Source organism: Amycolatopsis sacchari (genome assembly GCF_900114035.1).
Taxonomy (GTDB): domain Bacteria; phylum Actinomycetota; class Actinomycetes; order Mycobacteriales; family Pseudonocardiaceae; genus Amycolatopsis_E; species Amycolatopsis_E sacchari.
This window is the reverse complement of the sequence record NZ_FORP01000001.1, coordinates 687,932-711,577: the sequence shown is the minus strand read 5'-3', so window position 1 is coordinate 711,577 and position 23,646 is coordinate 687,932. Positions and strand designations below refer to the sequence as shown.

The following is a 23,646-nucleotide window of genomic DNA, read 5'->3' as shown; positions in this document are numbered from 1 at the left end:
ACGATGGCCAAATCTGGTGAGCGTGAGGACGATCAACCAGTGGAGATACTGCTGGAAGTTCGTCCTAGCTCGGTTTCCGGTGATCTTTCTCCGCGGGTGGCGGTGCCGGAAGACTTTCGCCGGCGTGCCTCCGAAATCGCCGACAGTGTGGCGCAGGTAGCGGACCGGTTCCGAGCTCGGCTCGAGCGCGTCCTAACCTCCGACAACGAGAGTCCGTGGGCAGTTGACACCATCGAAGTCGGGTTCGACATCGCCGTGCAGGCCGAAGCCGGCGTGGTGATCGCAAAGGCATCGACTGGAGCGACGCTGTCCGCAAAGTTGATATTGAAATCCCGGCAGAGCGAAAGGTGACTATGGCGGTCGGCCGGTTGCTGGATGCTGCAACCGGCGATGAGCGCGGCACCGTCTTCGCGGTCACAGACCGTCTCGCATTGACTGCCTTTCACTGCATCGGTGACAGGGAGACCGGCGAGATCGCATTCTCACGGCTGCGATGCGTGTGGACCGGGCACGTCAGTGACGCCACTGTCGATGAGGGCGATCACCATCTCGATATCGCCCTGCTGCGCCTCGGGCGCGCTCTGCCGGAGGGTCTCGAACCGATTCAGCTGACCCGCGATGCCGTAGAACACACGCCGTTCGTCGCACCGGGGAGGCCAGCGGCTGTACGTGCAATGCCTGGTTTCGCTGTGTCCGGCGAGATCACCTGGGTTTCGGGGGAGCTTCCCGACGGCGCTCCCGTCATGCAGCTGGCTTGCCGGGAGTCCGCAGCAGCGTTACCACTGGCCGGAGTGAGTGGCGCGCCAGTGCTGATCGGACAGCCGGCGTGTGCGGCGGGCGTAGTCCGGTTCAACGTTCCTCGTGTGGACCAGCCAGAGCTCGCCGCTGGTGCCGCCGTCTTCGCCACACCAGCCACTGAGGTGCTGCGCCGCTGGCCGTCGCTACCCTCGGCCGACGGCGACGACCCGACGACCCTGCTCGCGTTGGTCAGGCGCCTCGCCACCCGCGACGCCGACCGAACCGATGCGCATGTCCGCGACGACGTCACGCGGTTGCTGCGGGCGAGCAGCCTGGGACTTCCTGCGCACGAGTTCGGCGGAGCGAAGGGCCCGATCGAGACCGCGACGGGCACTGCCGTCTTCGTTGTGCGGCGGGACCTGCGGGATGACGCCGCGGAAAACGCTGCGAGGCGGCAGCTTGCCAAGTCTCTCGCCGCGCACGACGATGAGCCCGAACGTCGATGGGTTGGAGTGATGACCGATGGTTTCGAATGGCGGGTCTACCGCCGTCTCGGCGGCAAGCTCCACACCGTCCAGGCCACCATGGAGGTCGGTTCCGGCAAAACGGACGTCGACAAGGTGCTGGCATGGCTCGAATCCGTACTCGCCAGCGGGAACGAGGTAGAACCGACGCCCACGGAGATCGTTCGCAGGCTGGGAGCCGGCAGCCCTTCATATGCCATCGACTCCACGGAACTGCGCGCGATCTACGCACGACATCGAAACATGCCCGAAGTCAGGGTGAAGCGAGCGTTGTGGGCCAAACTGCTCACTACAGCTTCCGGCACGCATTTCAGTGACGACGACGCACTCTTTATCGATCACACACTTTTGGTTCTGATGGCGGAGGTCATCGGTCACGCCGTGGTGGGGTTCGACCCGATGGATCCCGCACTCACCGCCGCCGCGATCACCTCCGGTGAGCTCTTCACCCAAGCACAGATCGGGGGTGTGATCGAGGCTGACTTCTTCGACTGGGTGGTCGAGGTGCCCGGTGGCAGCCGGTTCGTCAAGGACCTGGCGCGTCGACTGACCCGCTTCTCATGGCACCATGTCGAGCACGACGTGATGAAGGTTCTGTACGAGTCGATCATTCCCGCGGACGTTCGGCACCTGCTCGGCGAGTACTACACCCCGGACTGGCTCGCCGAAAGCATCGTTGACGAATGCGTGCAGAACCCGCTCGAGGAGCGCGTGCTCGACGCGAGTTGCGGCAGCGGCACCTTCCTATTCCATGCCGTCCGCCACTATATCTCAGCGGCGGAGGCTGCCGGGACCGGTGGACCTGCTGTTGTCCGTGCGGTGACCGAGCACGTCGTGGGCTTCGATGTGCATCCGGTCGCGGTGACGCTCGCCCGCGTCACCTACCTCCTCGCGATCGGACCCCGCCGCCTGCAGCACGGTGGGCGACCCGCGTTCGCCGTGCCGGTGTACCTTGCGGACTCACTGCGGTGGGGACAGGAGAACTCGTTGTGGTCGGACGACAATCTCACCATTCCCGCTGAACTTGACCATTCGACATTTGTCTCGGACGCTACTTTTGCTGACCCTGCGGTTCGGATGTTCAGTTTCCCTGATCGGATCGTCGCGAGTGCGGACCTGTTCGACCGTCTTGTCGCAGAGTTGGCCGATCGCGCCACCGACCGGGTACGCGGGGCACCAGTGCCGTCGCTCACTGGACTTTTCCGGCGACTCGACATCGACGACATCGACGAACGCGCGATGCTGAAGCAGACCTTTCGAGTCATGTGCGAACTGCACGACGAGAAGCTGGATCACATCTGGGGCTATTATATCCGCAACGTTGCCCGGCCTGATTGGCTGAAGCGCTCGGACAACAGGGTGGACGTGCTCGTCGGCAATCCGCCGTGGCTGTCCTACCGGCACATGACCGGACCTCAGAAAGCCGCGTTCCGCGCCATGAGCGTCGACCGATCGTTGTGGGTGGGAGGAAGCCATGCCACCAACCAAGATCTCTCCGCGTTATTTGTCGCGCGGTGTATCGAGCAATACCTCCGGCCGGGAGGCCGCTTCGGGTACGTTATGCCGTGGGATGTCCTGCCACGAAAAATCCATAGTCATAGCACCTACGAAGGGTTCCGCAAAGGGAACTACTCCGCACCGACCGAAGGTGTGACGGTCGCCTTCGAACGCCCATGGGACTTGCACCTCGTTAAACCCTCGTTCTTCCCCGTTCCTGCATGTGTTGCGTTCGGCACGCGCCGCAATGCGGCGAACAATGTCCCGCTCATTCAGAAACCGCAAGTGTGGGCCGGACGCCTGAACCTCAACGGGGCATCTCGCGCCGAGGTCCTAGCCGGCATCTCGCGCTACATCGGCGAGCCGGTGCGCACAACAACTGCCTCTCCATATATGGGCCGGTTCGCGCAGGGAGCCACAGTGGTGCCCAACATGTTGTTCCTCGTCGAAGAGATTGATAGCGGACCACTCGGCTCCGGCGCTGGCCGCATAGCGGTTCGAAGCCGTCGCAGCGCGAACGAGAAACCGCCATGGAAACACCTTCCTTCAATGACCGGCGTCGTTGAGAAGGATTTCGTTCGGCCCCTATACCGAGGTGACAGCATTCTGCCGTTCCGTGGCGCATCGAGCGTCAGCGCAGTGATCCCCTGGAGTGGCAATCGACTTCTCGACGGTCACGATGAACAGCTCGACACCTATCCAGGACTTGCCCAGTGGTGGCGAGCGGCCGAGAAGGTTTGGGAACGGCATCGAAAAAGCGACCGACTCAGCCTCGCGGAACAGCTCGACTATCGCAACAAACTGTCACGCCAGTTACCGGCGACAAAGTACCGGGTGGTCTATGCCGCCAGTGGCATGTACTCCGCCGCCGCAGTGGTAACCGACGAGAAGGTCATCATCGAGCACCAGTTGTACTGGGGTTCGGCCACAGATATAAACGAAGCCCGCTTCCTGGCCGCATTTCTCAATTCGGAAACCCTAACGATGGCCGTTCGACCGCTGCAACCACGCGGAGAGCACAATCCACGACACTTCGACAAGTCCGTATTTCAGCTACCTATACCTTTGTATGACCCCGCCGACGAGGTACACCGTCGACTTGCAGACCTGGCCGAACAGGCGGAGATGATCGCTGCTGATGTCCTCCTCCCCGCGAAGCGATTCGAGACACAGCGCAACGTGATCCGGCAGGCCCTGACTCAACAAGGTGTGGCGGTGGAAATCGACTCAATCGTCAAAGACCTGTTCGCCTAGGTTCACATGGCGAGTCTCACATCAACGTCGCGGCCAGGCTGAGCGCGGCGCCCGGAAGACCGCACGGTCGAATCTGCTTCGGGGCCTCGTCCGATGTGGAGCATGCGGCCGGAAGATGCGAGGCGCGACGATCAGGAAGCGTGCCTACTACCGCTGCACCTCGCGGACCATGGCGCCCGGCGCGTTGAAGCTAGCGGATCACCCGAAGACGGTGAACCTGCGCGAAGGCGTGGTCGTCGAGGCGCTCAACGGACGGCTTCGCGAGCTGTTCCATCCGGACAACCCCGACCAAACAGCGGCCGCGCTACTCGGCTCGGAAGGGAGCCAGGCGGGCGGTGGTTCGCTGGAAGCTGCGCGAAACCGGCCGGCCGACGCAGAGGCGAGGCTTCGGCGGTACCAGGCCGCGATCGCGGCCGGCGTCGAGCCCGAAGCACTCGTCGACCCGATCAACCAGGCACAGGCCGAACGAGCCGCCGCGAAGGCCCCGATCGAGAGCGTGCCAGCCGACTCGACGGTAAGCCGCGCCGAAATACGCGAGGATCGATGCACCCGGCGACGTCTGCGGCACCCTGGCCCACGCAACCACGGCAGGCCTGAGCCGCCTGTACCGAGCGCTAAACCTGGAGCTACGCTACGAACCAAACGGGCTGGCCGTCTATGCGACGACCAGCCCGGGTGTAGATAGTGCGTGTGTCCGAGGGGGGAGTTGTGCACTATCCACACGGCTTGGGCTGTCCCGATGAGGTACTAGCTGTATGAGGCCATGAGGTTGGTGACGCCGGTGTGGAGCCGGGACGCTGGTGGCTGGTTTCCGGCGGCGGTGTGTGGTCGATGGTAGTTGTAGTGCAGGTTCCAGACGGCGAGTGCGTTGGAACGGTGTTGTTCGCTGGTCCAGATTCGGGCATATAGGAATTCCTCGGTCAGGATCCGGTTGTATCGCTCGACCTTGCCGTTGTGGCGTGGGGTTCTGACAGCGCTGGACCAGCCGCCGACGGCCTTCGACCGACAGCGGGGCGTTACGGTGGAGCATGGACGGGTCTTTCAGCCGTGGTGGACGAGTTGGTGGTACTTCTCATCCTGCCGCCGAAAGGCCCGTCCCCTCACCTCAGGCTCCCTCAGCCGACACCAACGTCATGACCCGCAACAGCTAGCGTCGTGCGGAGCCGAATAGCACCTCGTCCTCAAGCCGGAGCAACACGCGGTGGCTCGGACAGGGGCAGGCTCATGACGCGCCCGCGCGGTCGAAACTTGGACCGACCTGGGGTTCGTGCACCTCCGTGCTGCTTCGGTATTGTCATGATCGTGGCTGGTCACGACCCCTATGCAAGCGAGCTCCGCGGTTGGGCAGCTCGTCAGATGCTTGCCGAGGACGCACGGTGGGCTATGGATGTCGTCCTCTCGGCCCGGCAAGCCGGTGACATCGAGGGCGCCATTCCCCTACTGCTGGGGCACCATTTCGTGCGCATCGCACATGAGGGCGCGATCGCACTCGGGTCCTCGAACCGGCACGTGGGAATACCCGAACTTGCTGCCTTGCTCAGCGAGCAGTACACCGCGATTACCGCTAGGGCACGACACACCACCAAACTGCTCGACGACACCAAGAAAAGCTACGACGACGTTCTCCTCGACCTTGAGCGGATCCTCGAAGCGCATCACAATCGACTTACTGGAAACACGTTTCGGTGGGCACGCTGGGTTGAGACCGATATCGGGCTCTACCTTTGCCAAGGTAGACTCGCTGGAGCGACCCTGCCATCCGCCTACCGCCTCGGACTCGACATCGCAAACACGGACACTGTCTCCGGTGAAGACTTGCGCGCCGTCACTGAAGAATGGGGAGGCACTTTGGCGGTACTGGGGGCGGCCGCGCTGGATGGCAGCACCCCGTCGGCCACCATTAATCTCGAGCGCAGATGTGAAATTACCTACCGCAACCGGCTTTCATCCCGATACTTTCCACAGCGGTTCGAGTTCGACTTCCCGGACAGCCTCAAGACGATGCTAATCTTAATTGAGGGCGACCTGAATACGGCCCTTACCCTCTTGCCGAACACGGCGGCGGGCTACGAGCAGGCCGTTTTCCGGATATGCACTATCACTTTGTATCACTCGTTGACCGCACTTCAGCGCATTCTTGAGCGATACCCAAGTCTGGACACCGCCGGGGCAAGAGGACTTCGTGATGTCTTGGCCGATGCGCCGACCCGACGCGTGCTCTCGCGGGAGGGGCGACAGGTGCGGAATCGCTGCATGCACTACGAACTGCGGGACCCGACAGTCGGGATCGATCCTTCACTTCCGATGTTCGGGATCGTCGAAGCCGTGTATCCCGGAAACAGTTGGCAACGGTTTGAACGCGATGTTGCTTCAGTCACCAGTCGCGTGGCCGATCACTTAGGCGGTTGGAAACCCGCCAAACACTGCAACTAGCTCCTTTTGCCGAGTCGACTTGGGTGGCTATGATCAGCAGTATATGATTACATGCAGTATCTACCCGGGGAATAATTCCCTCGGTTGACGAAAATCGTAAAGGCAGCACTGAAGGCTCCATCTCCCGTAAAATCTTGACTTGAGAGGGCAAATTTTGCGTCAGTCATCCATGCCAGTAACCCTTTCCCCTTTGAGCAACGACTGGCAGACGGAGAGGACATCGAACCGAGGATGGCCTCAATTTCTTGAATCGGTGCGAATTGACGGCCTGCGAGGCTGGAAGGATTCTCTGGTCGAATTCCGGTTTCCAGTCGTGGCGCTGGCTGGTGAAAATGGTGCAGGGAAGAGTACAGTACTAAAAGCTGCCGCCGCGGCCTATGGGGACGGAAAAAAGAAGCCAGAAAGTAAGGCGTTCTATCCCGACGACTTTTTTCCCAATACTCCGTGGGAGGTTGTGAAAGGCGTGACTCTCACATACCAGATTCGCCGAGGAGATTCGTCAGATACTATTGCTTTACGGAAGCCGACGAGTCGTTGGCGAGGGATGCCAGAAAGATTTACTAGGCCTGTATTTTTTCTAGACATTAGTCGTACGCAGCCTATCAATACGACTGTTGGCTACGGCAAGTTGGCTAATCAGAGGAACTTCTCTGGCGATCTGAATCCTTTCTCGGAGAAAGACACAGCTCTTCTCTCCCGCATCATGAACAAGGCATATACGCGTAGTGTGATGGCGAGCATGGAGGGAAAACAGATTGGAATTCTGTCAACCGGCGATGGCGACTATTCCAATTTTCATCAAGGTGCAGGCGAAGACGCTACTGCAGATCTTGTTGCTCTACTAAGGGAAGCACCAAAGCACTCCCTTGTGATTATCGATGAGGTTGAGGCGTCCTTGCATCCCCGAGCGCAGAAACGTCTGCTCCGTGAGTTATTTGCCATAGCCCGGGATAGTAGGATGCAATTCATTCTCTCAACTCATTCTCCATACATCCTCGAACAATTGCCTGCGGAGGCGAGGGTTCATATCCAGCTAGAGCGAAATGGTACTCGGAACCTTCTCTATGGTGTAACTTCCAACCTATCGCTTTCTCTTATGGACGATGAAGATCATCCCGACTTGACCTTATATTGTGAAGACGATCGTGCGGTTCAGATGGTTGATGCATTAATTGCCCAGGAGCGCCCCGAACTCCGGCGTCGCGTTGCAATTGTCGAGGCTGGACCTGCATCGGTTATACGGACTCTCGGAGATCTCGCGGGAAAGGATAAGCTTACAAGTGCCTCAATGGGCGTCCTTGACGGTGATCAAGGAGAAAGTGACGGTTGCATCCGTCTTCCGGGAGACGCGGCGCCTGAACGCGTCGTTTACCCGAACATGCCGGAAGATCAAGTTGAAATTGTGGCTGGGCGGCTCGGGGTGCGAACGGGGGATCTGCTCGACGCTATCGACGATGCCCTGAGGATTGAGAACCATCACGCATGGACGCGGCGCATTGCGGAACTGCTTGGCTCCCGAATGCGACAGACGCGCGTGTGGGAAGATTTCGTGGCGGTTTGGGCGTTGAATCTGGACCCAACTGAGCGTGCATCTTTTGTAGATTCGATTGATGCGGCCTTGCCGAAGCACTGAGTTTTCCGCCATATACCCTCTTGGCGTTGCAGATATCCTGTGTTTCTCCGCGGCAACGGGCGATGGTGACGCCTGCAGATGGGCGCGCCGGGATGCGGGTCCGCGCGGCAGTACGGGGCCGGGAAGTGCGGTGAGTTTCGGCGCGTTCGCGGCTGCCTCACCTTCGACTCAGCTCGTACAAGGGACTTGGTGCTGCGTGGTGACGTCGCCGTGCTCGAGTTGGAATTCTTACCGGGGTTGGCCTGGTGGTGTGATGCGAGCTTGAGTCACCGGGTTGCGAGTTGATTGAGCAGTGTCTACCGAAGCCGGTGCGACCGAAGACCGCGGGATACCACCCGGCCGCTGGCGCCGCAGTCGATTGTGAGCTTCGTGCGCGTGATCTAGTTATTAGATCAAGTGCAAGGTAAACCTGAAATGGAAGATGCCTCAACCCAATCACCTGAGCGCGACGTATTGAATGTACTCTTGACTATTCTGCGCCAGTCTGCCCGGCAGTCCAGTAACTACGGCCACGACCATGATCGCATCGCGCCGACTCCGCACGAAGTCGGGAGGGGGTGAGCCCGTGGTTGAAGGCACTGAAGGATCCCGCGGCGGCGGCAGTCGGTGGTGCTCGTGGGCGAAGGGACGCGGTGCTGGTTTGGGTGCCGGAGCTGGGCGGGAAGTTCGAGGCGCGGAACCCGTCGCACAAGATGCTGATGAGCGTGCTCGGCGAGATGAGCGAGTCCGAGCGGCAGCATGTTCAGCCGCGGGTGCGGGCGGCGATAGGTGCGGAGGTGATCAACGAGGGGCGGCATCAGTGAGGTGGCACGTGATCTGGCGGTGCTGGAGCAGACTCTCCGGAATTGGGTGAAGAAGTACCGTGAAACTCACCGATCCGGCGAGGAGGAGTTGTAGGTCTCGAACCGCGCCCTGCTGAAGGAACTGGAATACCGTATCCGGGAGCTCGATGGCCGGCACCCACGTTACAACGAGGCCTATCAATTGGCGGCCGTGTCCCTATTCATCGGTCCCTCGATGCCACCAGGCCCGGCGACACTCCCCGGGGCATGGCCCCAATTGGAGCATCAGTCATGCTGAACCTGGCGACCGCACCTCCCTGCTCAAGAGCCACGCAAAAGGTAACGGGGAGAATTCACCCACCCGTAGATGAAGTCCAGTGCAATCGGCCGGGAGGTTCAGGGCCGCTCATCGGAACGACGGCGGCAATCGACCACATAGGTGCCTTTGCTGCGCACCGTGACAACGAGCCCGCGGTAGCGCAGGAGTCGGGTGGCGTGGCGGGCTGTGCCGAGCGCGACGCCGTACTCCAGAGCCAGTCGGCGTTCCGCCGGTAGGGGCGTGTTCGGTGCCAGTTCGCCGGACTCGATGCGAGCTGCGAGGTGTTGAGCCATCTGTTCATACAGATAGCCGATGGCTGGATTGGGCTCGAAGTCGGTCATTCCGTGCTCGCTGGGTGGACGTCTTGATCGCGGCTCGGCCAGCACCAGTTGGGTGGCAGGTTCGTCGTGCTCTGGCGCCATCGATCGGTCGCCTGAACCTTTCGCTCGTGCTCGATCCGGGCGATCAGATGCGCGACGGGTATGCGGTTCCGGCGTCCGCGGCGTTGCCTCAGCTTCCGGCGAGTCAGGACGACCAGGAATCCCAGAATCCACGGTCCGAAGTAGGCGCAGGCGGCCAGTTCTACCCGGTTCATGACTGCTCATCACTCCGTCCCGTCCTGCTGACGGTTCGGGATGGCAGGTCCAGTGAAGCCAGGCGCGTCTCGGACGGCATCGGTGGAGCATCGAAGCTGCTTGCTGAGTAGCAGCGGGCCGGTCGTGGTGGATTGGCGCAGGTTCCCGGGCCGCCTGATGTCAGAGGTGAAGCGATGGAGGCGGCCCAGGAGACTGGGGACCATCTCAGGTAGAGACATGCGCTTGCCGCAGGCGGGTGCGCTATCGGTCGAAGGACAGTGGTTTCGCAGTCGGACGGTCATGGTGTTTTGGCCTCCTCGTCACTGCCAGCCTCTCGGCGACCGACCGCGGGCGACAGGACACAGCCGTGCCATAGCGCGGCCATAGCGGTCTGTCGTGGTTGGACGCGCTGGTCCGCGGTTGGTCGAGCCCGTCCCCTGGGCGATCACGACGGGACGGCGTTCGGGACGGGTTGAATAGCGCGTTGAGCTGCGGAGATGCTGCTCAGATGCACTGGGACGGGTTCCGGCAACCTGTCCCGATGGGCCTTCGGAAACCCGGTTTTTGGCGGGACGATGACGCACCGGGACGGGACACCTGGCCGCAGTGCCCAGCGGGAGCCGCGGCGGATGGCATGATGAAATCATGCGTAGATCAGCCTCGGGTCAGCTCCGATCGGGCACGCGGTACAGGACGCTGCTGGAGCAGAAGATCCGGGAGCGCCGGTTGACGCTGGAGGAGTTCGTCGAGTTCGCGGAGGTGTTCGCGCGCGAGCATGGCGAGCCGGGGACCTTGAGCCACCGACACCTCCGGCGGCTGGTGGCCGGGCACGGGGAGAACGGAGCGCCGGTGGGGCAGCCGCGTCCGGCGACGGCGCGGCTGCTGGAGCGGATCTTCGGCGTCGGTATCGACGAGCTGCTGGCGCCACCGCCTGATCGGCCCGCGGCTCATGAAGTCAGAGACCAGCGGGTGAGGAGGGCTCGCGTCGGGCGGTCGGTCATCGCGGAGGCGCTTCGGCGCTACTACGGGGTGGATACCTACCGGTTCCGGTGTGCCGGGTCGGAGCCGGTGACCAGCATCGTGGGGGAGTCCGGGTGGTCGGACCTTGGGTGCTCGTTAGTTCCCGGCGGTGAGGGATTGCGGCTGGCTTCCGGGTCGGCGAGTGACAGCGAGCGGTTCGAAGATGCGCGGGAGCCGGGCGTTCGGATGACGGACGCCCCGCTGTACCGGCTGCTCGACGTCGATCCTCAGCCGAGCACGATCACGGGGACGCTCGCTTTGGCGTCGTTCGTCGACTACGCGCTGACCGCGGACCTGCTGGAAGGCGAACTGCTCGACGCTCTCGCGGCGGGGGAGCGCGGCAACCTTCCACTGCGGGAGAGCCTCTTACCCGACGTCGAAGCGGTCTTCGACCTGCCCAATCGGCTCTGTGCCGGGGGAGCGCTCGCGCTGTGCGCCATCGCGCGGCCGGCGAGCGGTGAACAGGGTCCCGACTACGCGCTGCTCGTCCAGCAGCGGTCCGACCAGGTGCTCAACATGGCACGACGACTGTCGGTGATCCCCAAGGCGTTCCACCAGCCGCTGCGAGACCCGAGCGGAGACGTCTCGATCCGCGCGACCCTGCTCCGCGAGATGGAGGAGGAGCTATTCGGGCGCGTCGAGGTGGACAGCACCGGCGCCCAGCGGGTGGCCGCGCCAATGCATCCCAGCCGGCTGTCCAAGCCGATGCGCTGGTTGCTCGACGAGCCGGACAGGCTGCGGATCGAGTGCACGGGCTTCGGGTTGAACCTGGTCAGCGGGAACTACGAGTTCGCGGGGCTCATCGTGATCGACGACGAGGAGTTCTGGTCCCGGTACGGCGGGCACATCGAGGCGAACTGGGAAGCCTCCGGCCTGACCGTGTACTCAAGCCTGGACTACGAGCTGAACGCCGAGCTGGTCACGGACGAGCGCTGGAGCAACGAAGGGCTTTTTGCGCTGCTGCAAGGGTTTCGGCGGCTGAGCGAGATCGGGGGAGCGCGCGTACGGCTCCCGGACGTCACGCCGCTGACGGCCACCGAACCGTGATCACGACGGAGTCGGCGAGCGCTTCCCACGAGTGGTCGATGCCGGGGCCCCACATCACGTAGTCACCCTGCCGGTTGAGGGTCACGCTGCCTTCGGTGAGGTCGAGGCGGAACGTGCCCTCCACCATGAGCAGAAGCGTCGTGCGCTGGTCGTCGGAGGTCCATCCGGCGCGCTTGTCGCCGGCGGGGTGGATGCCCCACTTCACCTCGACGTCCTTCGTGGCGCGGACGTCGTCGGCAGGCTGGATGAAGTGGCCCAGCAGCCAGCCGCGGTTGGCGGGCGCGTCGTCGTTGGCGTTGCCGCTGTACCATTTGGCGCCCACCTACCGTGTCTCCCATTCGATCGTCGGCAGGTTCACCCGATCGCCGCCGATCTGGTTGAGCCGCCGCAGGCCTTCGAGCAACGCGAACAGTCCTTCGTTGCTCCACGCTACATCCCCGGCCAGGTCCGTCAGGAGGTCCCGGTCGAGGGTCGAATACTGCCGCAACGTGGACGACTCCCAGTTCGCCTCGATCACGCCGCCGTAGCGCGTCCAGAACTCCTCATCGTCGACCACGATCAAGGCCGGGAACTCGTAGTTGCCGGACACGAGGTTCAGGCCGAACGCCGTGCACTCCATACGCAGCCGGCCAGGCTCGGCGGTTAGCCAGCGCATCGGCTCGGACATCCTGCTGGGGTGCATCGGGTCCGCGGCGCGCTGGTGTCCCACCGTGTTGTCGATGTCGTCGCGCCCGAACAACTCCTCTTCCATCTCGCGACGCAGGGTGGCGGCGATCTTCGCGTCCGCGCGGTAGTCCGTGACCGGTTGGTGAAAGCCCTTCGGGATGACCGCGAGGCGCCGGGCAGCGTTCACGACATGCCCCGAGCGTTCCTGAACGAGCAGCACGTAGTCCGCCGGTCCACGAAACGGGTCCGCGGGCCGGGCGAACGCGCACAACGCCAGCGTGCCGCCCGCGCAGAGCCGGGCGGACAGGTCGAGGACGGTGGCGATGTTGGGGAGATGCCTGTCCCGCAGCGGCAGTGAACCCCCGCCGGAGGTCAGCGCGTCGACGAGTTCGGCTTCGAGCAGGTCCATCGTCAGCGCGTAGTGCACGAAGTGGCTCACGCCGAGCGCGCCGCTGATGCCGCCTGCGGTATCGATGCCGAGCAGGCGGTACAGGGGCATGTTCACGAGCTTGGTGCCCAGCTCCAGGCCCTCGGCGAGGCGCTGTGCGGCGTGCCCGGCGGCCTCGGCGTCGAGGACGGCTGGACTGTCGGGAAGGCTGGAGGTCAGGCGGAGCTGTTCGGCGCCAAGAGGGCTGTCGAGGTCGAGCCAGGCTGGGTGCGTGAGGATGCTCGTCGTGATCTCGGTGTCGTCGACCCGCGCGGAGTAGCAGCCGTAGTCGTCGGGGCGGTCGGGGTAGTAGCGCTGAAGGGCGTCGGCCACCTCGCGCTGATTGACCCGGCTCCGGCGCGTCCCGCGGTCCTGTAGCTGACGGAGGTCGAGTCCGGACAGGCGTCGCGAGACTTTGCGCCGAGCTGTGCCGGGCTCCCACCCCGCGTGCTCGTCGAGCCATTCCAGCGCGGCCGTGATGTTCGGGTCGGAGACCACCCTGTCGTCAACCGGGTTGGCGTCGCCGGTGAGTGCGGCGAACCGGTCCTTGACGGCGGCCGGGGCCTGGTCCAGCGCGGTGTCCAAAAGCTGCTGCATCTCGGACTTCGGGCGCAGGTCCGGCTTCTGATGCCAGGCCGCGACGGTCCGCACGCCGATGCCGAGGTGCTCGGCGAACCCTTCGTTGCTCAGCCGTAGCGCGGCCTGTAGTGCGCACGCCGTCTGCCCGGTCCAGCCGGTCGCCGGATTCACCGTTCCCCCAACCTGCACTGGTCCTGCATTCGACCTGCACTGGACGTGCCTGGGGCCGGTGCCCGTTTGGCAGTGGAATTACTGGCATGCAAAGGAAATCAGCCCTACCGCTCCCGCCGGACGTGATCGAGCACCTGCGACAGGGTCGCTTGCAGGTCGTCGAGCCGATCGGTGATCTCGTCCAGCCGGCGCTCAAGCCCGTCCACTCTCGACCAGACCGTGTCGCCGCGGTCCACCACGGGATCTGCGGGCTTCGGCGGGCGACGGCCGTGCAGCACAGCGTCGAGGTGCTGCGGGTGCCAGCCGAGCGCGACGGACAGGGACTCCAGCGTGCGCGGACTGCGCCGGCGCTCCACGACGTGGTGCTGGATCTCCCGGACCACGGCCTGCGAGACGTGCGAGCGCTGCGCCAGCTCCCGCTGGAGCCAGCCCAGCTCGTTCACCCGGGCGTTGATGGCCTTCGCGACCGCCGCCCAATCCTCCGCCATCCGTTCCTCCGCGCTCCGCCTCGGCGACGAGGTTAGCGGCTCCGCTCCCTAGCGCGATCTGACGCGCCCTGACGCGGTGGAGCGCGCTCATCGAATGTCGAAATCAGCAACGAAATCAACTATCGAAGGGCTTCACTCATGTCTGCCAACACCTATTACTCAGTTCGTACCGCGGCGTGGATTCTCGGTGTCCCGTCATCCCACATCTCCCGGGCGATCCGTCGCGGGACCTTGCGCTCGACCTGGCGCAATGGTCGGCCGCTGGTTCCTGCGTCGGCGGTGACCAGGCTGCTCGGGCAGCCGGACAGGGAGATCGCGTGACGAACGATCTCCGCCTGATTGGTCTCGCGTGGGACCTGGACCGGCTGCGGTGGGTGCCCACGGACGTGCTCGACGATGTCGTTCGAAGGGATGGCTTGTGCTTCTGGGCTTGGTCGGACGAGCCGCCCGAGGCCCGGAACGACCGCGAGCTGGCTGCCCGTCTCTGCGCTGGCTGCCCTGTGCTGGACGAATGCCTGGAGCTGGAGCTCCGAACCGCGGGTGAGGAGACCGTGGGTGTGTGGGGCGCGATGTGCGAGCAGGACCGGCGCGCGCTCTATCCGCATTGGCTGCGGCGCGGGGAGCGTGCGGGGAGGCGAGGCCAGTGACGCCTACGCACGTCCTCATCGGGGTCGGGGTCCTCATCGTGTTGCTGTCGATGCGGCGTTCCGGTGCTCGCCGAGCGCGCGAGGTCGTGTCGCTGGCGGGGCGGGTGCTGGTCACCGCGGGGTTCATCGTCGGCGCGCAGTGGGTGGTCGTGCTGCGGGCCGGTCCGGGGTGGCTGCTGTTGGCCGTCCTGGCAGTGCCGGCGCTGTTCGCCGCCTACACGCTGACGCGGGCCCTGACCGTGACCACCTACGACATGCCGGCTCGCCGCCGAGGTGGTCGCCGGTGAACGACGTCGAACGCGTGGCGCGGCAGGTGGACCGGCTGTGCTGGACGGGAATCCTGCTCGGGTTGGCCTTCACGATGACCAACGTCCAGCAGTTCGCCGCGGCGGGCGCCCGGACGTGGTCGCTGCCCTGGTTCGGGGCATGGCTGCTCGACCCGATGGTGTCGCTCGTGCTGCTGGCGATCCTCCGGGCCGAGCAGGTGACCGCACGGCACGGTGTCCGGACCGGCGGTTGGGTACGCGGGGCGAAGTGGTTCACGCTCGCCGCCACCTACGTCATGAACACCTGGCAGGCGTTCAGTGAACGGTCACCGGCGCTCGTCGTGCTGCACTCGGTGCCGCCGCTGGTGGTCTTCGTGGCGACCGAGGCCGTGACCGACCTGCGGGACAAGCTCGGCGCGGCCGTCGCGGCCGTCGCGGCAGCGCGGCAACCGGAACGGGCCGTGCCCCGGACGACGTTCGGCGAGTACCTCGACGCGGCGCGCGCGGCCCTGACAGCGGAGGTCGTGATCACTCCGGCGTGGGTCCGCGAGGTGACGGGGTGCTCGCGCGGTCTGTCGTCGAAGCTCGCCGCCACGCTGCGGGCCGAGGCTGGGGAGCGGTCATGAGCCAGGAGATCGAGCGCGCCGAGCCTGTGTATGAGGCGGAGCTGGTGGACGATGCCGCTCCGCGGCTGCGACGGTGGGATTGGCGGGAGGTAGCCGGGTGGCTGGTGCGGTCGCCCTTCCGGTTCGCCGGCGCAGTCGGCCGGGGTCTCGTGGTGATGACTCGGGTGTGGCGGCGGTGGGTCCAGGTGCACGACTACCGGGAGGCGGCCGTGCAGTCGGAGAAGCTCGCCGACAAGTTCGTGGAGATCCGGGCGCTGACGCTGTTCCGCTGGAAGGTGACCGCCGCTGTGACCGGTGCCGTCTCGGTGGTCGTGCTGGTCGCGGATCTCGTCTGGGGCGCAGTGGTGCTGTGGGCCGCGGGCCTCCTCGCCGCGGTGGCGCTCGCAATCGCCGGACGGAGGCGAGACGGATCGCCGGGCCGCAAGGCTGTGCTGGCCGGGCCTCGCGCGTTGGCGTGGACGATGGACGTGCAACTGCTGGTTGACGCCTTCCGCGACGCGAAACTGCTCGGCAAGGACGAATCGCTGCGACTGGTGGAGCGGGCCACGCGGACCGGCGCGGGATGGGCGATCACGGTGGATCTTCCCGCGACGCGCAAGGCCGCGGACGTGATCAAGCACCGTGACGCGCTCGCGTCCGCGCTGGCCGTTGACGAGGTGCAGTTGGTCGTTGAGCGGGTGCGGGGTGTCGGCGGGCACGCGGGCCGGGTGTTCTTGTGGGTTGCGGACGAGGACCCGTACGGAGGTTCGCCGCAGCGGACGCCGTTGCTGGACGTCGAGCGATGGGACGCGTGGCGGCCCGTCCCGTTCGGCCGGGACGCGCGTCAGCGGCGGGTCGAGTTGCCGCTGGTGTGGACGTCGTTGTTGGTGGGCGCGATCCCGCGGCAGGGGAAGACGATGGCGGCCCGACTCGCGGCCGCTGGTCTGATTCTTGATCCGTACACGCGGCTCTACATCTTCGATGGTAAGGGCGGTAAGGACTGGAAGGCCGCGGAAGGTGTGGCGCACCGGTTCGTCTGTGGGGACGGGCTCGCCGAGGTGGAGGCCGTGCGCGATCACCTCGTGGAGCTGGTCGCGGAGGTGCAGGACCGGTACGCCCGTATGTCTGCCTTGGACGACGAGGTGTGTCCGGAATCGAAGATCATGCCCGGGATCTCGCGGGACCGGTCGCTGAACATGCCCATCACAGCGGTGGTGATCGATGAGGTTCAGGTGTTCCTGGAGCACCCGGCGAAGGTGTTGGTGGGCGGGAAGAAGACGACGCTCGGCGAGTACATTGTGGACCTGCTCGCCTACCTCGCGCGGAAGGGGCCGGCGGCCGGGATCGTGGTCATCCTCGCGACGCAACGGCCGGACTCCCAGACGATCCCCTCGCGGCTGCGGTCGGTGCTCGGGTCGCGGTTCGCGTTGCGGGTGATGGACTGGCGGGACTCGAACATCGTGCTCGGCGAGCAGATGAACACCCGCGGGTACGACGCGTCGACGCTCCTGCCGACGCACAAGGGCGTCGGCATCCTGCGGCCTGACGGGGAAACCGGGGCGGACGCGCTGGCGCTGGTGGTGCGGACGTACTACATGGCCAATCCGGAGTGGCAGGAGATCTGCGCTCGCGGGCGCGTGCTGCGGGAGCAGGTCGGGACGCTCTCGGGTCACGCAGCCGGGGACGACAGCAGCCCTGGGGTCGACGCGGTGTCGGTCTTTGGGGTGCTCGGCGCGGGTTCGGTGCCGGACGTCGAGCTGCCGGAGCCGTTGGCGTCGGTGCTGCATTATCTCGGCGGCGAGCTGGACGAACGCGAGTTCGTGCCCACAGCGGAGCTCGTCGAGGCCCTGGACGTCGAACCGACCACATTCGGGCGGCAGATGGGGGAGCTGGGCTGTCGGCCGGTGCGGCAGTACGTGCCCGGGGACGACGGGGAGGTTCGCCGGGTGCGCGGTTACCTCACTGCGGACCTCCGCACTGCCGTTGCTGAAATCAACAGCGAACGATGAACTACAGCAGCCGTACGAGAAGCTCGACCTGGAGATGGTCTACCAACATGAAGAACGGGCGGTGGATGTCTCCATCCTTCCCGCCCGTAGGGTTGGTACCGGTGTCCGAGGGGGGACTTGAACCCCCACGCCCGTTAAGGGCACTAGCACCTCAAGCTAGCGCGTCTGCCATTCCGCCACTCGGACTTGCTGCAGAGAAGATTAGCCCATCCCTCAACCCGCCGGAATCGGGGGGTGCCTTCAACCGCGACGAACGGTTGCGATATAAGGCCCCCTCGGTCACGGTGTGCAACCGGGAGGGGAGCGCGCCAGGGATAGTTGCGAAATCCAACTCAGCAGCGTATACCGGGGAGTAACGTCATCGAGCGGTAGGAGGACTCCCATGCGGGACGCTGTCATCGTGGACGCCGTGCGGACGCCGGTCGGCAAGGGGAAGCCCGGTGGGGCGCTCTCCGGCGTACACCCGGTCGACCTGCACGCGCACGCCATCCGCGCCCTGGTCGAGCGCACGGGGATCGACCCGGCGCGCATCGACGACGTGATCAGCGGCGCCGTCGGGCAGATCGGCGAGCAGAGTGGCAACACGGCCCGCTGGGCGGCGCTCGCCGCGGGGCTGCCCGAATCCGTGCCCGCCGTGACCGTCGACCGCCAGTGCGGGTCCTCCCAGCAGGCGATCCACTTCGCCGCCCAGGGGGTGCTCGCTGGCGCCTACGACATCGTGATCGCCTCGGGGATCGAGTCCATGAGCCACGTGCCCATCGGCAGCCAGGCCGCCGGGCGCGACTTCCTCGGGCCCCAGGTCGCGGCGCGCTACCCCGACGGGCTCGTGCCGCAGGGGATCAGCGCGGAACTCATCGCCGATCGGTGGCAGCTGTCCCGGGAGCAACTGGACGAGTTCGCCGCGGAAAGCCACCACCGGGCCGCGCGGGCCTGGCAGGAAGGGCGGTTCGCCCGGGACGTCGTGCCCCTCAAGGCTCCCGGCAAGGACGGCGAACTGGTGCAGGTCACCCAGGACGAGTCCGTCCGGCCGGGCACGACGACGGAGATCCTCGCCGGCCTCAAGCCCGCCTTCGAGGCCGACATCTGGCGGGAACGCTTCCCGCAGCTGGACTTCAAGGTCACGGCCGGGAACTCGTCCCCCATCAACGACGGGGCGTCCGCCGTGCTGATCACCAGCAGCGAGACCGCCGCGCAGCTCGGCCTCCAGCCGCGCGCCCGGCTGCACAGCTTCGCCGTCGTCGGGGACGACCCGCTGTTCATGCTCACCGGCATCATCCCCACCACCGCCAAGGTGCTCGACCGCGCCGGACTGTCCCTTTCGGACATCGACGCGTTCGAGGTCAACGAGGCGTTCGCGAGCGTCGTGCTGGCGTGGCTCGCCGAGACCGGCGCCGACCCCGCCAAGGTCAACGTCCACGGCGGGGCCACCGCCATCGGGCACCCGCTCGGCGCCAGCGGCGGCCGCCTCATGACCACCCTACTGTCCGTGCTCGAACAGCACGAGGGCCGCTACGGCCTGCAGGTCATGTGCGAGGCCGGCGGGCTCGCGAACGCCACCATCGTCGAGCGGCTCTGACTCACGCCAGGGCGTTCACACCCGTCAGGTCACGGCCGATGATCAGCTTCTGCACCTGGCTCGTGCCCTCGTACAGCGTGAGCACCCGCGCGTCACGGACGTACTTGCCCACCGGGTACTCGTCGATGAACCCGTAGCCCCCGAAGACCTGGAGGCAGTTGTTCGTGACGCGCACGGCGGTCTCGCTCGCGGAGTACTTGGCGGCGGACGCGTCGACGGCGTAGTCCTTCGGCGCGAGCCCCGCGTCCGCCATCCGCGCCACGTGGTGCGTCAGCAGCCGCGAGCTCTGCACGTCGACCGCGGCGTCGGCGAGCAGCTCCTGCACCAGCTGGAACGACGCGATCGGCTTGCCGAACTGCTCCCGCTCACGCGCGTACCGCGTGGCGGCGTCCAGCGCGGCCTGCGCCACCCCCACCGAGCCCGCGGCCACCGAGATGCGGCCGCGGGACAGGGCACCGAGCGCGATGCCCAGGCCCCGGTCGACCTCGCCGAGGCGGGCGGAGTCGGGCACGCGCACGTTGTCGAACGTCAGCTCCGCCGTCGCCTGGCCGCGCAGGCCGAGCTTGCCCTTGATCTCCCGCGCGGTGAACCCGGGGGAGCCGGCGGGCACGAGGAACGCGGTGATGCCCTTCTCGCTGGTGCGGGCGAACGTCAGCGCCACCTTCGCCCACGTGCCGTTTGTGATGAACATCTTGCTGCCGTTGAGGATCCAGTCGGAGCCGTCGCGCTTCGCCGACGTGCTCAGCGAACCGGCGTCCGAACCCGTGCCCGGCTCGGTGAGCCCGAAGCAGCCGAGCGCCTCACCGCTGATCAGCCGCGGCAGCCACTCCTGCTTCTGCTCCTCGGTGCCGTACGCGGCGATCGTCTTGCTCACCAGTCCCAGCGACACCGACACGATGCCGCGCACCGCCGAATCGCCGCGGCCGAGTTCCTCCGTGACGAGCGTGTAGGACAGCATGTCCGCGTCGACCCCGCCGTAGGCCTCGGGCAGCATCAGCCCGAGGAAACCCAGCTCGCCCAGGCGCCGTACGACGCCGGGGTCGACCGCCTCGGCGCGGTCCCAGTCGCGCGCGTTCGGCACGATCTCGGCGTCGACGAACTCGGCGGCCATCGTGCGGAAGTCGCGCTGGGTCTCGGTGAGCCCGAAATCCCTTGCCAGCATGGGAGATCTCCTTACAGCGTCGCGGCGGGGGCAGTCAGCGGGAGCCCGAGCTGGGCCCGTTCGGTGAGCCAGCGGGTCGGCCGGTAGCGGGGGTCGCCGGTGGTCTCCTGCAGCGCGCGCTGCAGGGCGAGCATCCGCTCGGCGCCCACCTGGTCGCCCCACGCCAGCGGTCCCGCCGGGTAGCCGAGGCCGGTCGTGACGCCGAGGTCGATGTCCGCGGGGGCGGCGATCCCGCGCTCCGCGATCGAGCACGCGACCGACACGATCGACGCGAGCAGCCGCTGCGCCACCGACCCGGGTGTGTCACGCACGGTGGAGACCCTCTTGTCCCCCAACGACAACACCGCCGCCGCGTCCCGAGCGGCGACCGGATCGGAGGCGGGCGTCACGGCGAGCACGCGGCGCGCGGCGGGCAGGGACAGGGGATCGACGCCGAAGGTGCGGGCGGCGGGCAGCCGGTGCTCGGCGATCGCGGCCGCGACCGTCGTGCCCCACGTGGGGACGAGCACCACCGCGTCGTCCGTCAGCGTCGTCTCGACCCGCGCCCCGGCTTCGGCCAGCGCGTTCTGGACCGCGGGCTCGGCCGCGTACACGGGCCTGGCCGCGTCACCCGTGATCGGCGGTTCCGCGGGCTGCTCGGCGCTGTAGTCGTACCAGCCGCGCCCGGTCTTGCGGCCGTGCAGGCCGGCGGCGACGCGGTTGGGGGTGAGGTAGGACGCGCGCAGCCGGTCGGAGTACCGGAAACCCCGCCACACGGACTCGATCACCGCCGAGGTCACGTCGAGGCCGGTCAGGTCCATCAGCTCGAACGGGCCCATCCTCAGGCCCAGCACGTCGCGCGCGACGCGGTCGAGCACCGCGGGCTCGGCGACGTTCTCCTCCAGCAGGGCCAGCGCCTCGGTGACCAGGCCGCGGCCGGCGTGGTTGATCAGGAACCCCGGCGTGTCGGCGACGACGACCGCGCGGTGTCCCGTCTCGCGCACCAACGACGTGAGGGTCTCGACGATCTCCGGCCGCGTCTTCGCGCCGGGGATCACCTCGACGATCTTCATCAGCGGCACGGGGTTGAAGAAGTGCAGTCCGGCCAGGCGGGCCGGGTCGGACAGCGTCGCGGCGATCTGCGTGATCGGCAGTGAGGACGTGTTGCTCGCGAACACCGTGCCCGCGGGCAGCACGCGCTCCAGCTCGGCGAACAGGGCGGCCTTGGTGTCGAGGTCCTCGCGGATCGCCTCGACCACCAGCTCCACGTCGTCGCCGGGTTTGCCGGGGGAGTCCAGCGGCACCAGCCGCGCGGCGACCGCTTCCGCCTCCTCGGCGCTCGCGCGCCCCTTGGCCACGGCGCGGTCGAGCATCGAGCGGACGAACTCGATCGCCTCACCGACGGACTCCGGCCGCGCGTCGGCGAGTTCGACGGTGTGGCCCGCGGTGGCCGCCCACTGCGCGATCCCGCGCCCCATCACTCCCGTGCCGACGATCCGAATTCGCATGACACCCCTTCCCTCAGCGCAGGTAGACCCGGTCCGGATCGACATCCTCACGCAACAGCCGCAGCTCGGCGCCGGTGGGCGGTTCGATCTCGGTGACGTCGTCGGCGACTTCGAGTGCCCAGCCCGTCGCCTCGCGGACCTGCGCCACCGTCACGCCGGGCTGCACGGCGACCAGCCGCAGCGGTTCGCCGACGCCACCGCGGGCGAGGATGCCCAGCTCGGTGACGACCTTCGTGACCCCGGCGCCCAGCGGGCGGATGCCCTCCGCCAGCGCCCGGTCGGGCCCGGGGGAGGTGCAGAAGTCCAGTTCGTCCACAAAGGACCGGCGGTCGTGGCGGCGCATCACGACGAACACCTCGCGCGCGTTGGCCATGACCTCCATCGCGCCGCCGGAGCCGGGCAGGCGGACCTTGGGGGAGTGCCAGTCGCCGATCACCGACGAGTTCAGGTTGCCCCAGCGGTCGATCTGGGCGGCACCGAGGAAGCCGACGTCGATGTGCCCGCCCTGCAGCACGTACCCGAACAGCGCGGGCATGGACAGGACCGCCTCGGCGCCGGTGATGAGCACGGCGTCGGCGATGGTCTCCGGCAGGTGCGAGGGGTGCGCGCCGCACACCCCGGACTCGTAGACGATCTCCAGCTCCGGGGCGACCGTCAGGTGCGCCAGCGACGCGGCGAGCGTCGGCAGGCCGATCCCGGCGAACACCGTGCGGCGGCCGGCCAGCTCGCGGGACGCGACGACCGACAGCCGTTCCGACGGGGTGATCACAGGCGCCTCCCGTAGTTGACCGGCAGGCTCATCGCCTCGCCGACGGCCAGCCCGGCCCAGAACTCCTCGCCGAGCTTGGCGACGTACTCCGCGTGGTCCGCCGTGCCGTGGACCCACTCGGCCATCCACTCCCGCAGCCGCTCCCGGTCCCTGCTGATCCCCGACCACGCGCGGTAGAAAGCGTTGTCCCGGTCGTAGTAGCCCTGTGCGAAGGACGGGTGCGCCCCGCGCGGGCACTCGACCACGGCGTCGACGGCGTGCGCGGGGATCACGGTGCGGTTCGGGTCCGAGCGCACCACGTCGTCGTCGACGATCTCCTCGACCACCACAACCGCCTTGTGCGCGGCGAACACGGCTTCGGCCTGCACTCCTGTCAGGCCCCAGATCTGGGTGTTCCCGGCGCGGTCGGCGCGCTGGGCGTGCACGATCGTCACGTCGGGGTTGACCGGCGGCACCACGTGGATTCGCTCGTCGGAGTACGGCGAGGACACGGTGCGGATGGCCGGGTTGACCGACGGCAGGTCGCTGCCGGCGTAGGAGCGCAGCGGGAAGAACGGCAGGCGCTGGGCGCCCGCGAGGTACCGGCAGATCATGCCGTGGTGGCTGTACTCCTCGAACTCCAGCGGTTCGGGGTCGGCGTGTTCGATGCGGCGGCGCAGTTCCCCCAGCGAGCCGGCGGAGGAGTTGCCGACGAACGAGGACACCAGCTTCGTCACGCAGCCGCCCGCGAGCAGCTGGTCCACGACGATGTCGGCGGTCATCCGCACGATCGTGAGGTTCCGGCGCCCCTGGCGGATGATCTCGTGCCCCGCCGCCGTCGGGATGAGGTGCGTGAAGCCCTCCAGCGCGACGGTGTCGCCGTCCCGCACGAACGAGGCGATCGCCTCGCGCATGCTCGTGGTCTTGTCCGGCCGCATCGCCGCTGGGCCTCCTCGCCGAGCCGATCGGGTGGGTCAGCACCACCGTGGCAGG

At 66.5% G+C, this 23,646-nt stretch carries 21 protein-coding genes, 1 tRNA gene and 1 pseudogene; 13 read left to right on the top strand and 10 right to left on the bottom strand.

Annotation, left to right across the window (positions count from 1 at the left end):
* Positions 1 to 39: 39 nt before the first annotated feature.
* The 3 genes from BMZ92_RS03390 (at position 40) to BMZ92_RS03380 (ending at position 4,698) form a co-directional block, all read left to right on the top strand.
* Positions 40 to 351, top strand: coding sequence for a CU044_2847 family protein (locus BMZ92_RS03390; RefSeq protein ID WP_143249782.1), 312 nt, complete (start codon positions 40 to 42; stop codon positions 349 to 351).
* A gap of 2 nt (positions 352 to 353) precedes the next feature.
* Positions 354 to 4,013, top strand: coding sequence for a S1 family peptidase (locus BMZ92_RS03385; RefSeq protein WP_091504143.1), 3,660 nt, complete (start codon positions 354 to 356; stop codon positions 4,011 to 4,013).
* A 115-nt stretch (positions 4,014 to 4,128) separates the two neighbouring features.
* A complete protein-coding gene (locus BMZ92_RS03380; protein WP_245782860.1) occupies positions 4,129 to 4,698 on the top strand; it encodes a hypothetical protein in 570 nt (189 codons plus the stop codon).
* A 62-nt stretch (positions 4,699 to 4,760) separates the two neighbouring features.
* Here BMZ92_RS03380 and BMZ92_RS03375 read toward each other — a convergent pair.
* A pseudogene (locus tag BMZ92_RS03375) lies at positions 4,761 to 4,979 on the bottom strand (integrase core domain-containing protein); the annotation flags it as partial.
* 417 nt (positions 4,980 to 5,396) lie between these two features.
* On the opposite strand from BMZ92_RS03375, the gene BMZ92_RS36740 reads away from it, so the two are divergent.
* The 4 genes from BMZ92_RS36740 (at position 5,397) to BMZ92_RS38750 (ending at position 8,976) form a co-directional block, all read left to right on the top strand.
* Entirely contained in the window at positions 5,397 to 6,446 is a 1,050-nt protein-coding gene (locus tag BMZ92_RS36740) for a hypothetical protein (RefSeq protein ID WP_143249781.1), read from the top strand.
* Between the two features lie 190 nt (positions 6,447 to 6,636).
* Positions 6,637 to 8,079: an ATP-dependent nuclease gene (locus BMZ92_RS03370; protein ID WP_177228514.1), complete on the top strand. Its 1,443-nt coding sequence runs from the start codon at positions 6,637 to 6,639 to the stop codon at positions 8,077 to 8,079.
* A gap of 632 nt (positions 8,080 to 8,711) precedes the next feature.
* Positions 8,712 to 8,882, top strand: coding sequence for a hypothetical protein (locus BMZ92_RS36735; RefSeq protein WP_218153396.1), 171 nt, complete (start codon positions 8,712 to 8,714; stop codon positions 8,880 to 8,882).
* 1 nt (position 8,883) lies between these two features.
* Positions 8,884 to 8,976 carry a hypothetical protein gene (locus tag BMZ92_RS38750; protein WP_177228513.1) on the top strand — a complete coding sequence of 31 codons (93 nt, stop codon included), beginning with the start codon at positions 8,884 to 8,886 and terminating at the stop codon, positions 8,974 to 8,976.
* A gap of 281 nt (positions 8,977 to 9,257) precedes the next feature.
* On the opposite strand, the gene BMZ92_RS03360 is transcribed toward BMZ92_RS38750, so the two are convergent.
* Entirely contained in the window at positions 9,258 to 9,521 is a 264-nt protein-coding gene (locus BMZ92_RS03360; RefSeq protein ID WP_177228512.1) for a winged helix-turn-helix domain-containing protein, read from the bottom strand.
* 879 nt (positions 9,522 to 10,400) lie between these two features.
* Here BMZ92_RS03360 and BMZ92_RS03355 point away from each other — a divergent pair.
* Entirely contained in the window at positions 10,401 to 11,822 is a 1,422-nt protein-coding gene (locus BMZ92_RS03355) for a hypothetical protein (protein WP_091504140.1), read from the top strand.
* On the opposite strand, the gene BMZ92_RS03350 is transcribed toward BMZ92_RS03355, so the two are convergent.
* From BMZ92_RS03350 to BMZ92_RS03340, 3 genes are all read right to left on the bottom strand, one after another.
* A complete protein-coding gene (locus BMZ92_RS03350) occupies positions 11,794 to 12,144 on the bottom strand; it encodes a signal peptidase I (RefSeq protein WP_091504139.1) in 351 nt (116 codons plus the stop codon). The two genes, BMZ92_RS03355 and BMZ92_RS03350, sit on opposite strands and share 29 nt — an antisense overlap.
* Positions 12,145 to 13,512, bottom strand: a complete 1,368-nt coding sequence (locus tag BMZ92_RS03345) for a transcriptional regulator (RefSeq protein ID WP_425425785.1) — start codon at positions 13,510 to 13,512, stop codon at positions 12,145 to 12,147.
* Positions 13,513 to 13,769: 257 nt separating this feature from the next.
* Positions 13,770 to 14,153 carry a transcriptional regulator gene (locus BMZ92_RS03340; protein ID WP_091504137.1) on the bottom strand — a complete coding sequence of 128 codons (384 nt, stop codon included), beginning with the start codon at positions 14,151 to 14,153 and terminating at the stop codon, positions 13,770 to 13,772.
* 317 nt (positions 14,154 to 14,470) lie between these two features.
* On the opposite strand from BMZ92_RS03340, the gene BMZ92_RS03335 reads away from it, so the two are divergent.
* The 4 genes from BMZ92_RS03335 to BMZ92_RS03320 are packed head-to-tail and all read left to right on the top strand — an operon-like array spanning position 14,471 to position 17,680.
* Positions 14,471 to 14,800, top strand: coding sequence for a WhiB family transcriptional regulator (locus BMZ92_RS03335; RefSeq protein ID WP_091504136.1), 330 nt, complete (start codon positions 14,471 to 14,473; stop codon positions 14,798 to 14,800).
* Between the two features lie 50 nt (positions 14,801 to 14,850).
* Entirely contained in the window at positions 14,851 to 15,087 is a 237-nt protein-coding gene (locus BMZ92_RS03330) for a hypothetical protein (RefSeq protein WP_245782886.1), read from the top strand.
* On the top strand, positions 15,084 to 15,692 hold the full coding sequence (locus BMZ92_RS03325) for a hypothetical protein (protein WP_245782859.1): 609 nt from the start codon (positions 15,084 to 15,086) through the stop codon (positions 15,690 to 15,692). The genes BMZ92_RS03330 and BMZ92_RS03325 overlap by 4 nt, the downstream gene beginning before the upstream one ends.
* On the top strand, positions 15,689 to 17,680 hold the full coding sequence (locus BMZ92_RS03320) for an FtsK/SpoIIIE domain-containing protein (RefSeq protein WP_091504134.1): 1,992 nt from the start codon (positions 15,689 to 15,691) through the stop codon (positions 17,678 to 17,680). Before BMZ92_RS03325 ends, BMZ92_RS03320 begins: the two co-directional genes overlap by 4 nt.
* Positions 17,681 to 17,782: 102 nt before the next feature.
* Here the strand turns inward: BMZ92_RS03320 and BMZ92_RS03315 are convergent.
* Positions 17,783 to 17,866, bottom strand: a tRNA-Leu gene (locus tag BMZ92_RS03315).
* A 196-nt stretch (positions 17,867 to 18,062) separates the two neighbouring features.
* Between BMZ92_RS03315 and BMZ92_RS03310 the strand changes: the two genes are divergently transcribed.
* Complete coding sequence (locus BMZ92_RS03310; protein ID WP_091504133.1) at positions 18,063 to 19,256, top strand: thiolase family protein; 1,194 nt, start codon at positions 18,063 to 18,065, stop codon at positions 19,254 to 19,256.
* A gap of 1 nt (position 19,257) precedes the next feature.
* Here BMZ92_RS03310 and BMZ92_RS03305 read toward each other — a convergent pair whose 3' ends face one another.
* The 4 genes from BMZ92_RS03305 to BMZ92_RS03290 are packed head-to-tail and all read right to left on the bottom strand — an operon-like array spanning position 19,258 to position 23,591.
* Entirely contained in the window at positions 19,258 to 20,418 is a 1,161-nt protein-coding gene (locus BMZ92_RS03305) for an acyl-CoA dehydrogenase family protein (protein WP_091504132.1), read from the bottom strand.
* Between the two features lie 11 nt (positions 20,419 to 20,429).
* Positions 20,430 to 21,905 (bottom strand): 3-hydroxyacyl-CoA dehydrogenase, encoded by a 1,476-nt coding sequence (locus BMZ92_RS03300; protein ID WP_091504131.1) that lies wholly within the window; start codon positions 21,903 to 21,905, stop codon positions 20,430 to 20,432.
* 13 nt (positions 21,906 to 21,918) lie between these two features.
* Positions 21,919 to 22,674: a CoA-transferase subunit beta gene (locus BMZ92_RS03295; RefSeq protein WP_091504130.1), complete on the bottom strand. Its 756-nt coding sequence runs from the start codon at positions 22,672 to 22,674 to the stop codon at positions 21,919 to 21,921.
* Positions 22,671 to 23,591 carry a CoA transferase subunit A gene (locus BMZ92_RS03290; RefSeq protein WP_091504129.1) on the bottom strand — a complete coding sequence of 307 codons (921 nt, stop codon included), beginning with the start codon at positions 23,589 to 23,591 and terminating at the stop codon, positions 22,671 to 22,673. The genes BMZ92_RS03295 and BMZ92_RS03290 overlap by 4 nt, the downstream gene beginning before the upstream one ends.
* Positions 23,592 to 23,646 lie beyond the last annotated feature (55 nt).